Consider the following 10,374-nt stretch of genomic DNA (forward strand, 5'->3'; position numbering starts at 1 on the left):
CCGAGCCGGGCCGCGAACAGCGCTCCTAAGACTCGCTTCTTCGGTGAGCGGTGAGTGGCTGGGAGGTCGCGCGGCGCCGGTCGGTGTGTTGTTCGTGGGGGCCGTTCGGCGTGTTATTCGCGCACGACATCGGCTGACGCACGGTTCGCACATCGTTTGGGATCGGGCGGGGTCAGCGCACTCGGGTCGGTTTGGTCCGGACGCGTAGGAACTGCTGGATGGCGTGGTTCACCGGCTCGGGGTGGGTCATCGTCACCGCCAGCCGGGCGTCCGCGATCTCGATGAACGTGGAGCCGGACAGTCCGTGGGCCATTTCCTGGGCGCGCTCGCGGTCCATGCCGCTGTGGGTGGGGTGGATCACCAGAGCGGGGCAGGAGATCTCGGGGAGGCGATCCAGCACCGAATCCCGGCTGAGCAGGCAGCCCGCCGCGACCTCGATGCCGCGGCGGTCGCGCACCAGCCAGCGCTGCGTCCAGATCGCGCGGTACCACTCGTCGTCGCCGATCAGCCAGGAAGCCAGCTGGCGCACGGCGCGTGCGCGGGAGCCGTCGTCGTACCACTGCTCGAGAAACTTCTGCGTGGCGGTCGACTGCTCGGGGGTGGGACCGTGGGCCTCGGTACTGATCAAGATCAGCGCGGAGACGCGTTCCGGCGCGATCAGCGCGGTGCGCAGCGCGGTGAAGCCGCCCTGCGCGGTGCCGCCGATGACGGCCTGATCGGCGCCCAGATGATCGAGCACGGTCAGCGCGTCCCTGGCCGCGGTCCAGTACGTGAAAGGTAGGCCCTCGTCCCTGGTGCGGCCGTGGCCGCGGGCATCCCAGGAGACGATCCGGAATTCCGGTGCGAGCGCGGCCGTTTGGGCGGCGAACATGGTGCGGTCCATGAAGAACTCGTGCGCCAGCAGTACCACCGGGCCGTCCCCGCCGCTGTCCTCGTAATGGATGTCGGCATCGATCGCGCGGGCGAAGGGCACGAGCAGAAGGATAACCAGCCGGCGGTGCCGCGCGGGACGATTCGGGCGGTCGGCACGGCTCCCGCGCGGGGCCGCTGTGCCGATGATTCGCTCGTTTCGCCGCTCACTAAACTGGGTGGGTGGCACAAACCCAGAGACCGGTCCTCGTCGTCGACTTCGGAGCACAGTACGCCCAGCTGATCGCACGGCGCGTGCGCGAGTCGAGCGTGTACTCCGAAGTGGTTCCACACACCGCGACGGTGGAGGAGATCGCCGAGAAGCAGCCGCTCGCGGTGATCCTCTCCGGCGGCCCGGCCAGCGTGTACACCGAGGGTGCGCCACAGCTGGACCCGCGGTTGTTCGAACTGGGTCTGCCGGTCTTCGGCATCTGCTACGGCTTCCAGGCGATGGCCCAGGCGCTGGGCGGCACGGTCGCGCACACCGGCACTCGCGAGTACGGGCGCACCGAACTCAACATCGATGGTGGTTTGCTGCACGGCGGCCTGCCCACCATCCAGCCGGTGTGGATGAGTCACGGTGACGCGGTCACCGACGCGCCGGAGGGCTTCGAGGTCACCGGCACCACCGCCGGCGCTCCGGTCGCCGCGTTCGAGGACCGTGCGCGTCGCCTGGCCGGTGTGCAGTACCACCCGGAGGTGCTGCATTCCCCGCACGGGCAGCAGGTACTGAGCCGCTTCCTGCACGAGCTGGCCGGCATTCCGTCCACCTGGACCCCGGCCAACATCGCGGATTCGCTGATCGCCTCGGTCCGCGAGCAGGTCGGTGACAAGCACGCGATCTGCGGACTGTCGGGCGGGGTGGACAGCGCGGTGGCCGCCGCGCTGGTGCAGCGCGCCATCGGTGACCGGCTGACCTGCGTGTTCGTCGACCACGGCCTGCTGAGGGCGGGGGAGCGCGAGCAGGTGCAGCAGGATTTCGTCGCCGCGACCGGCGCCAAGCTGGTAACCGTCGACGCGGTGGAGAAGTTCCTCGGCGAGTTGAAGGGCGTGACCGATCCCGAGGAGAAGCGCAAGATCATCGGCCGGGAGTTCATCCGCTCCTTCGAGGACGCGGTGGGCGAGGTGGTGCTCGAACACGGCGACGCCGACGGCGCGACGCCTAAGGTCGAGTTCCTGGTGCAGGGCACGCTGTACCCGGACGTGGTGGAGTCCGGCGGCGGCAGCGGCACCGCGAACATCAAGAGCCACCACAATGTCGGCGGACTGCCCGACGATCTCGAATTCGAACTCGTCGAACCGCTGCGACTGCTGTTCAAGGACGAGGTCCGCGCGGTGGGCCGCGAACTCGGCCTGCCCGAGGAAATCGTTGCCCGTCAACCGTTCCCGGGGCCAGGTCTGGCCATCCGGATCGTCGGTGAGGTCACCGCGGACCGGCTGGAGACGCTGCGCCGGGCCGACGCCATCGCCCGCGAGGAACTGACCGCGGCGGGTCTGGACCGGCAGATCTGGCAGTGCCCCGTCGTGCTGCTCGCGGAGGTCCGCAGCGTCGGTGTGCAGGGCGACGGCCGCACCTACGGCCACCCGATCGTGCTGCGCCCGGTGTCCAGTGAGGACGCCATGACCGCCGACTGGACCCGGCTGCCCTACGAGGTGCTCGAACGCATCTCCACCCGCATCACCAACGAGGTGGCGGAGGTCAACCGCGTGGTCCTGGACGTGACCAGCAAGCCGCCGGGCACCATCGAGTGGGAGTGATCTCCCGGTCGCACCGCGGGCGCTAGCCGCGCCGCCGCCAGCTGCCCGTGGTCAGCGGGGGCGGTGGAACGCGCTGTGCAGGATCAGGTGGCCGAGCAATGTGCCGTGAGCGGCGACGGGGCGTGGCCGAGGATCCGGCGGTGTGGTCCGCGGGGTCGCGGGCGCTTGACTGGTGGGTTCGTCGGGGTTCATGTGGATTCTCCTGCCGTACGAGGACGGGCCTGTGGGAGTTGGTTTGCCAGCGCTCGGATAAAGCGGAACGGCCCGTCCGGATGGGACGGGCCGTTCGCGTGATCATGGTCGTTTGCGCGGGGATATCACCAGCACGATGCCGATGACGATCGCGGCGAGCACGACGATCCAACCGATCGGGATCATGCTTGCCGCGGGCACGGACGCGGGGCCGACGAAGGCCCACACGCTGACCGCGAGGGCCAGCAGACCGGCGATGAGCAGCGAGGCGGCCGGGCCGCGGCGGGTTTCGGTCGTCTCGTTCTTCTCGGTTTCAGCCACGCCGCACCTCCACGTTTCCGGCGCGGACGTCGACGTCGAGATCGAGCACCGGCGCGCCGGGAGTATTCGGACCGCTGATGCCGTTCTCGCACAGCGCCTCGGCCATGGTCGCCGTGCAGTGGGTGCGGACGGTCATGTCCGCGGGCAGCAGGATGCGGGCTTCGCCCATTCGGACGTCGACGTTCACGGTGCGGTTCTCGGTCAGTTTCACCGACCGCAGGTCCAGCGTGCCCGAACCCATGGTCAGCCGGTAGTCCGACGCCAGCTCGGCGACGGAGGCCGGCGCCCAGTTCCGGTCGCCCATCGCGGCCTGGTCGAACTCGACCGGACCGACCGCGGAGGCGAGCAGCACGAACCCGGCGAGCGGCGCGGTGAGCACCAGCAAGCCGTAGCCGCGCCGCAGGAACGCGCCGAGCACCAAGCCGAGACCGATGACGGCCAGCGCCGCGGCGGCGATCCGGCCCGGCGTCATCCACTCCACGCCCGAGGCCGCGGCCGCACCCGCGCCCGCTGCCGCCAGGATGGCCAGGCCGAGCACCACCGGCGTCAGGCGCGAGCGCGGACGCTTGCGCGGCGGGGCGACGACGGGGCGGGCCGGTGCCGGTTCCGGGAGGTCCCAAGCGAGCGGGGCGACGCCGAGCGGGTCCCAGGACGGCGGGGTCGGGCCGCCGATGATCGCGGGGTGAGCGACCACCGCGCGGTGCGGGTCGAGAGTTCGCGCGGGCACTCCGATGTCACCTTTGCCCAGCGACACCGCCCTCTCGGGGCGTGCGGTCCGGTCGGTGGATGTGGCCGGTTCGGCATTGTCCGAGGCGCTCGACGTATTCGGCGTGCGGGGCTCGGCTACGGACTTGTCCGGGTCGGCGCTGACGATTTCCACGTCGCCGGAGTCGGTCTGGTCGCCCGAAGCGGGCGGATCCACCGGGCCGAGGACGGCGGTATCCGATGCGGTCCGGTCACCGATCGATCCGGCTGGACCGGATCGGCCGATGACGACTGTGTCCGATTCGGTTCGCTCGTCGGTCGGGGAACCCGGACCGGCGTCGGCCCGGGTGGCCGTGGGCTTGTCCAGCACCACGGTCGCGGGGTCGGCGTCTTGCTCGGCGGTGGGCCTGTGCAACGGCGTTGTCGCCGCATCGCCGTTTGTGGCGCGCGCCGGCGTCTCCGGAACATATGAATCCGGCAGCTTGGTGTACGGCGTGTACATGGCGGTGGGCGGCACGTACATGTCGCCTACGGTGCGGGGCGCTCCCGGCGGGAAGACCGCGCCGGGGTAGCCGGTGGCGGTGATGCCGCTGCCGGGGACGAATCCGCCGAACGCTTCGGTGGTGCCGGGCGGCGGGTTGGGCGTGCGCAGGTGCAGCATCCACCAGCCCGCCAGCATCAGCGCGAGGCTGATCAGGCCGGATCCGCCGAGGCCGACGCCCACCGGGCCCATCGTGCTGACCGCGATGGCCAGCGCGACGATCAGCACGATGGTCTTGGTCTGGGACTGCGAGCTGTGGCCCTTGCCGACCAGCGACTCGGCCGCGGATGCCTGGTCGCCCGCCGCGCTCAGCAGCAGCCAGGCCAGCAGATACAGCACGATGCCCGCGCCGCCGAAGATCGTCGACACCACGAACGCGACGCGCACCAGCACCGGGTCGATCTCGTAGCGCCGCGCGAACCCGGCCGCGACGCCCGCGATCGGGCCCTGGCGCGGCAATCGAACCGGCCGGGTCTGCCATATCTGCTGGACCTGGTCGCCGAAGCTCGTTTTCGTCATGTTTCTCATGGTGTGCCCGATCCGCATATCGGCGCATCGGGGGGAACCCTGAAAAACAGCCTGAACACTTTGGACCGATCCGCTGATGTAGCAATCATCCAGCTATGTGCGGGTCGGCGCCACGCGCGATCGTGACGGCCCTGGCCGCGGCGGGTGCCGCCGAGCAAGATCAGGGTGATTACCGATGGCTGGCGGTTGCGTGGCCGTGCCAGTATCGAAGACATGTACCCGTCTGTACCCGCGTTCGACACTCGGGGGTTCGACACTCGGGGGTTCGACGCTGCCCGCGGGCTGGGACCCGCGCCCGCGCCGATGCCCGATCCGCCGCAGGTGCGGATGGTCCGCCGTTCCGGCGGCCGGATCGTCGGCGGGGTGGCGGGCGGTCTGGCCGACCACCTCGGCGTCGACGTGTTCAAGGTGCGAATGGCGTTCGTGCTGCTGTCCGCGCTGGCCGGGGCGGGCATCATGGCGTACGGGCTGCTGTGGATCTTCACGCCCGGCGGCTCCGACCAGGTGAAACCCTCCGGTGCGGAGCGGCGGCAGGCGATCGGGCTGGCCATGCTCGGACTCGGGCTCGCGGTCGCCGTGTCGTGGGTGTTCAGCGGGACGGCGGCGAAGGTGATCGCGCCGATCATCGTGGTCGCGGTCGGCGCGGCGCTGGTGTGGCGGGAGTACGACGTCGACGGGCCGCGTTCGCTGCTCGGGCTGCCCGCGCGGCCCTCGGTGGTGACCTGGTCGCGCATCGTCGCCGGGACGACGCTGATCGTGGCCGGCCTCGGGGTGGTGGTGCTGGCGCGGATCGATCTCAGCTCGCTCGGTTCGGCGTTGCTCGCGGTGGCGGTCACGCTGATCGGCGCGGGAGTGCTGACGGTCCCGCTGTGGCTGCGCATGATGCGCGCGTTGAACGCCGAGCGCGCCGCCCGCATCCGCAACGAGGAACGCGAGGAGATCGCCTCACACCTGCACGATTCCGTGCTCCAGACGCTCGCCCTCATCCAGCGTCAGGCCGACGACCCGCAGGAGGTGTTGCGGCTGGCCCGCAGCCAGGAACGGGAACTGCGGAAATGGCTGTTCGAGGACTCCGGTCCGGCGCAGTCGAGCCTGGCCGCGGCCCTGCGCACCATCGCGGGCGAGGTGGAGGACCAGCACGGCGTGAAGGTGACGCCGGTGACCGTCGGTGACGTGTCGATGGACGTCGACGGCTCCGGATCGGGTCTGCCGAAGGAACATTTCACGGCGCTGCTCGGTGCGAGCAGGGAAGCGCTGGTCAACGCCGCCAAGCACGCGGGCGTTCCGGAGATCGACCTGTTCGCCGAGGCAGAGCCGCACCAGGTGAGCGTCTTCGTGCGCGACCGCGGCTCGGGTTTCGACCTCGCGTCCGTGCCCGACGACCGCCGCGGTGTGGCCAAATCCATTCGGGGCCGGGTCGAACGCCGGGGTGGGCAGGTGGAGATCGTGTCGGCGCCCGGCCGCGGCACCGAGGTCCGGATCACCATGCCCCGCGCGGACTCCGGTTGCCAGCTCTCGGACGAAGAGCCCGCCCGGGCCGCCCGCTAGCCGTCGACGCGTCCAGGCCCGCTCGGTTCGCGGCGCGGGTGCGGCAGGTGCGGAGCGCGTGCGGGATAGGTGTGGTACGGCTTGGGGGTCAAGGGTCAGTTAGGAGAAGTAGGTGGCCGTGCGGGTCTTTCTCGTCGATGATCATGCCGTTTTCCGGTCGGGTGTGCGTGCTGAGCTGAGCCGGGAGGCGGACATGGAGGTGGTCGGGGAGGCCGGTGGGGTGGCGGAGGCGGTGGCGGGGATCAACGCCGAGCGTCCGGATGTCGTGCTGCTCGACGTGCACATGCCCGACGGGGGCGGGGTCGCGGTGCTGGCGGGCATCGAGCCGGGGCCGGTGTGCCTGGCGCTGAGCGTGTCCGACGCGGCCGAGGACGTGATCGCGGTGATCCGGGCGGGGGCCAGAGGGTATGTGACCAAGACGATTTCGGGCGCCGAGCTGGCCGACGGCATCCGCCGGGTGGCGGGCGGCGACGCGGTCTTCAGTCCGCGGCTGGCCGGTTTCGTCCTGGATTCGTTCACCGGGAAGTCGCCGGTGCCAGAACCGCCGCTGGATCCCGAACTAGACTCGCTCACCCCGCGCGAACTGGAGGTGCTGCGCCTGCTGGCCCGCGGCTATACCTACCGCGAGATCGCCGAATCCCTCTTCATCTCGGTGAAGACCGTGGAAACGCACGCCTCCAACGTGCTGCGCAAAACTCAGCAGTCCAACCGCAACGCGCTGACCCGCTGGGCCCACCGCCGCCGCATCGACTGAGCCCGCCGCGCGGACCGTCGCGGCGCCCGCGCGCGTCAGAGGACGGCGACGATGATCCCGATGATGATGATCAGGCCGATCAGCAGGCCCACGGCGATGGCGAGGGGGGCGTTGCTCGGCTGCGGGTTCTTGGCGCGCTGCGCGGGAGCGGCCGCGGACGCTCCGGCGAGGTTGCGGTGCGGGCGGGGAAGCGGCGTGGAATGCGGGCTGCGGATCCCGGACGCCGAATTGCGGGCGGCCCAGGCCGGGATGGTCCCGTCCTCGGTGCGGACGGGCGCGCCGAGGATGTACGGTCCGGTGCCGGGACCGAAAGCGGCGGTGAGGATCTCGTCCCGCGCCTCGGCCATGGTCGGCCGCCGCTGCGGTGCGGGTTCCATCATGTGCAGCAGCGCCTGGGTGAGCATGCCGCTTCGGGTCGGCGGGATGATCTGCGCCATGGCGGCGCGGTGCACGATGACGTCGCTGTCCTCGTCGAAACCGAACGGCGGCTGCCCTTCGATCGCGGTGTAGAGCGTGGCGCCGAGGGAGAACACGTCGCTCGCCTTGGTCGGCTGCGCACCGCGCGCCACCTCGGGAGGCAGGTAGGAGGGGGTGCCGGTGATCACGCCGTCCGGTTCGTCGGACATCTCGCCCGCGCCGCGTGAGATGCCGAAGTCGCTGAGCTTCGCCATGCCCACGCCGGGGCCGCGGTCGGCGACGAGGATGTTGCCCGGCTTGATGTCCCGGTGCACGATGCCGACCGCGTGCGCGGCGGCCAGCGCGTCGGCGACCTGGGCGCCGATCTGCGCGACCTCGATCGGCGGCAGCGTGTCGACCAGCGCGAGCGCCTTCGCGACACTGCGCGAGGGTAGGTGCTCCATCACCAGCCAGGGCTCACCGGCTTCGAGCACCACGTCGTACACGGCGATCGCGTGGTCGTGCGAGAGCTTCGCGGCGACCCGGCCCTCGTGCATGATCTGGTTGCGGACCGCTTCGGCCTCCTCCTCGCCGAGCCCGGCGGTGGTGAGCACCTGTTTGATCGCGACATCCCGGTCGAGCAGGCGGTCGTGCGCCAACCAGACCGCGCCCATGCCGCCGCCACCCAGCTTCGATTGGAGACGGTAGCGGCCTGCGACGAGGTATTGGGGGCCGACAGTGGGACGAGCGCGTTCGGTCACGGTGCGAGGGTAGCGGAAAATACGGCTAGCTGGCCTGATTCGTGTTCGCGCAGGCGAGAGACATGGGCACGAATCGTACGCGGCGCCCGCCCTCGGCCGCTCGGTTCGGATGCGTGCCACCCACCATACCGGCAAACCGGGGCCGGACGTCGTAGCCGAGCGCACGCCGACCGGATCGGGATCACGCCGCTCCGTCGGGATCGCCGACACGGTGCGCGGGCGAGCGGGAAGTCGCGGCCTCCGCGACACGAGGTCCGAACCCTTGACGAAACCCGGGGGTCGGTTTCTACTGAGTCCGTATCGAACGTATATTCGATATCGATCGATAGCTGAATCGGTGCTGCCGCTCGAATCGCGAGGGCCGCTCCGCATGCTTCGCCTCGGGTCCATCGTGGGAAGTGGGTGGTTGAGATGGGTTCGGATGCGATACCGCAGGGAGGGGTGAATCGCGGCGCGCTGCCGCGCGGTGGCGGGCGGGAGAACACGCTCACGCTTGATGAGCTGCGCAGACGCATGGAAACGGTGCCGGGGCGCGGGGAATCTTCGGCACAGCGGGTCCCGCTCGACAGCGGCTCGCGCAATGCGGCGTTGCCGGTGCCCGCAGCACTCGCTCCGCTGTTGCCGGATGGTGGCTTGGTCAAGGGTTCCGTCGTGGCGTACACGGGCGCGAGTTCGTTGCTGGCCGGTCTGCTGGCCGCGGTGACCGAGAGCGGCGGGCATGCCGCGGTGGTCGGCATGCCCCGGCTCGGGCTGCTGGCCGCGGTGGAGATGGGAGCGCAACTGCGGCGGCTGGCCGTGATCGCCGATCCCGGCCCCGATCCGGTGGAGGTGGCCGCGGTGCTGCTCGACGGACTCGATCTGGTCGTGCTCGGGCTCGGGGGCGGGGCCGTCGCGCCCGCGCGCAGCCGGGTGATCGCGGCCCGCGCCCGCAACAAGGGCGCCACCCTGGTGGTCGCCGACGGTCGCTGGCCCGGCGCGTCCCTCCAGCTCGACGCCCGCGTCGCGGGTTACACCGGTCTCGGCCGCGGGCGCGGTCGCTTGCGCTCGCTCGGCTTGACGGTCGAGGTGCGCGGCAAGGCGGGGCCGCCGCGGCGCGGACGGCTGGATCTGTGCCCGAATGCGGGTCGCGTGGAATGGGTGCTGCGTGAAAAGGCGGCCAGGGCGGTCGAAGCCGTCGACACACAGGAAGCGGTGTCGTGAGCGCGCCGGCTTCCCTCGGCGTCTCGATCCGAGCGATGGCGTGGGTTCACCGCTGCCGGATCCGGTCGCTGCCCGCCTTGCCCGACGCGCCGATCGAGCGATTCGATACCGCCTGCCTCGGGCGCGGCACGATGCCGCGGACGGGCGGCCGGCGCGCGGAGCCTGGTCACCGGATCTCCTGGCCGGGTCTCGTATGCCACTGCTTCTCGCGCGCTGCGGCGAGAGTCTTCGCCGGGTGCGTGCGCCTTCGCGGACTCGCGTCTCGGCAACCGCAGATAGCGGGCGACGAAGGCGGTGCGTCACCGTGAACCGGCCGGGCGCGCGGCGGGTGCTGGCACTGTGGTGCCCGGACTGGCCCGCGGTCGCCGCGGCGGCGGTGGCGGGGCTGCCCGCGACGCGGCCGGTGGCGGTGCTGTTCGCCAACCGGGTGGTGGCGTGTTCGGCGATCGCGCGAGCCGAAGGAGTGCGCCGCGGCCTGAAGCGCAGAGAGGCGCAGGGGCGGTGCCCCGAGCTGTTTCTCGCGCAGCAAGACGTGGATCGGGACGCGCGGCTGTTCGAACCGGTGGTCGCGGCGGTGGCCGCGACCGTGCCCGGTGTGGAGGTGCTGCGTCCCGGATTGCTCGTGCTCGGCGCGCGCGGTGCGGCGCGATTCTTCGGGTCCGAGGAGGCGGCGGCCGAACGCCTGGTCGACGCGGTGGCCGCGGCCGGGACGGAAGCGCAGGTCGGGATCGCCGATGAACTGTCCACGGCGGTGATCGCCG

General features: G+C 71.1%; 10 protein-coding genes. 5 read left to right on the forward strand and 5 right to left on the reverse strand.

Going from position 1 to position 10,374, the window contains the following annotated elements; all coding sequences use genetic code 11:
- Positions 1-172: 172 nt before the first annotated feature.
- Positions 173-973 (reverse strand): alpha/beta fold hydrolase, encoded by an 801-nt coding sequence (locus ON27_RS05300; RefSeq protein WP_043720205.1) that lies wholly within the window; start codon positions 971-973, stop codon positions 173-175.
- A 119-nt stretch (positions 974-1,092) separates the two neighbouring features.
- Between ON27_RS05300 and guaA the strand changes: the two genes are divergently transcribed.
- Positions 1,093-2,667 (forward strand): glutamine-hydrolyzing GMP synthase, encoded by a 1,575-nt coding sequence (gene guaA / locus ON27_RS05305; RefSeq protein WP_043720207.1) that lies wholly within the window; start codon positions 1,093-1,095, stop codon positions 2,665-2,667.
- 51 nt (positions 2,668-2,718) lie between these two features.
- Here the strand turns inward: guaA and ON27_RS42715 are convergent, their stop codons facing one another.
- From ON27_RS42715 to ON27_RS05315, 3 genes are all read right to left on the reverse strand, one after another.
- Positions 2,719-2,859 (reverse strand): hypothetical protein, encoded by a 141-nt coding sequence (locus ON27_RS42715; RefSeq protein WP_157227090.1) that lies wholly within the window; start codon positions 2,857-2,859, stop codon positions 2,719-2,721.
- A 102-nt stretch (positions 2,860-2,961) separates the two neighbouring features.
- A complete protein-coding gene (locus tag ON27_RS05310) occupies positions 2,962-3,180 on the reverse strand; it encodes a hypothetical protein (RefSeq protein WP_043720210.1) in 219 nt (72 codons plus the stop codon).
- Complete coding sequence (locus ON27_RS05315; RefSeq protein WP_051046244.1) at positions 3,173-4,954, reverse strand: PspC domain-containing protein; 1,782 nt, start codon at positions 4,952-4,954, stop codon at positions 3,173-3,175. The genes ON27_RS05310 and ON27_RS05315 overlap by 8 nt, the downstream gene beginning before the upstream one ends.
- Positions 4,955-5,257: 303 nt before the next feature.
- Between ON27_RS05315 and ON27_RS05320 the strand changes: the two genes are divergently transcribed.
- Positions 5,258-6,502: an ATP-binding protein gene (locus ON27_RS05320; protein WP_051046245.1), complete on the forward strand. Its 1,245-nt coding sequence runs from the start codon at positions 5,258-5,260 to the stop codon at positions 6,500-6,502.
- Between the two features lie 118 nt (positions 6,503-6,620).
- Positions 6,621-7,256: a response regulator gene (locus ON27_RS05325; RefSeq protein WP_043720224.1), complete on the forward strand. Its 636-nt coding sequence runs from the start codon at positions 6,621-6,623 to the stop codon at positions 7,254-7,256.
- Between the two features lie 35 nt (positions 7,257-7,291).
- Here ON27_RS05325 and ON27_RS05330 read toward each other — a convergent pair whose 3' ends face one another.
- Positions 7,292-8,413, reverse strand: a complete 1,122-nt coding sequence (locus tag ON27_RS05330) for a serine/threonine-protein kinase (RefSeq protein WP_043720214.1) — start codon at positions 8,411-8,413, stop codon at positions 7,292-7,294.
- 411 nt (positions 8,414-8,824) lie between these two features.
- Here ON27_RS05330 and imuA' point away from each other — a divergent pair, with 411 nt between their 5' ends.
- Together imuA' and ON27_RS05340 are read left to right on the forward strand one after the other, a co-directional pair.
- Positions 8,825-9,613, forward strand: a complete 789-nt coding sequence (gene imuA' / locus ON27_RS05335; protein ID WP_043720216.1) for a DnaE2-dependent mutagenesis accessory factor ImuA' — start codon at positions 8,825-8,827, stop codon at positions 9,611-9,613.
- A gap of 304 nt (positions 9,614-9,917) precedes the next feature.
- On the forward strand, positions 9,918-10,374 hold a 457-nt coding region (locus ON27_RS05340; protein ID WP_043720219.1), incomplete at its 3' end, for a Y-family DNA polymerase.

It is taken from the genome of Nocardia asiatica NBRC 100129 (assembly GCF_000308415.1).
In the GTDB taxonomy this organism is placed as follows: domain Bacteria; phylum Actinomycetota; class Actinomycetes; order Mycobacteriales; family Mycobacteriaceae; genus Nocardia; species Nocardia asiatica.

Coding starts and splice junctions, on each gene's coding strand:
- ON27_RS42715 (WP_157227090.1), bottom strand. CDS start 2,859: ATGAACCCCGACGAACCCACCAGTCAAGCGCCCGCGACCCCGCGGACC.
- ON27_RS05315 (WP_051046244.1), bottom strand. CDS start 4,954: ATGAGAAACATGACGAAAACGAGCTTCGGCGACCAGGTCCAGCAGATA.
- ON27_RS05320 (WP_051046245.1), top strand. CDS start 5,258: ATGCCCGATCCGCCGCAGGTGCGGATGGTCCGCCGTTCCGGCGGCCGG.
- imuA' (WP_043720216.1), top strand. CDS start 8,825: ATGGGTTCGGATGCGATACCGCAGGGAGGGGTGAATCGCGGCGCGCTG.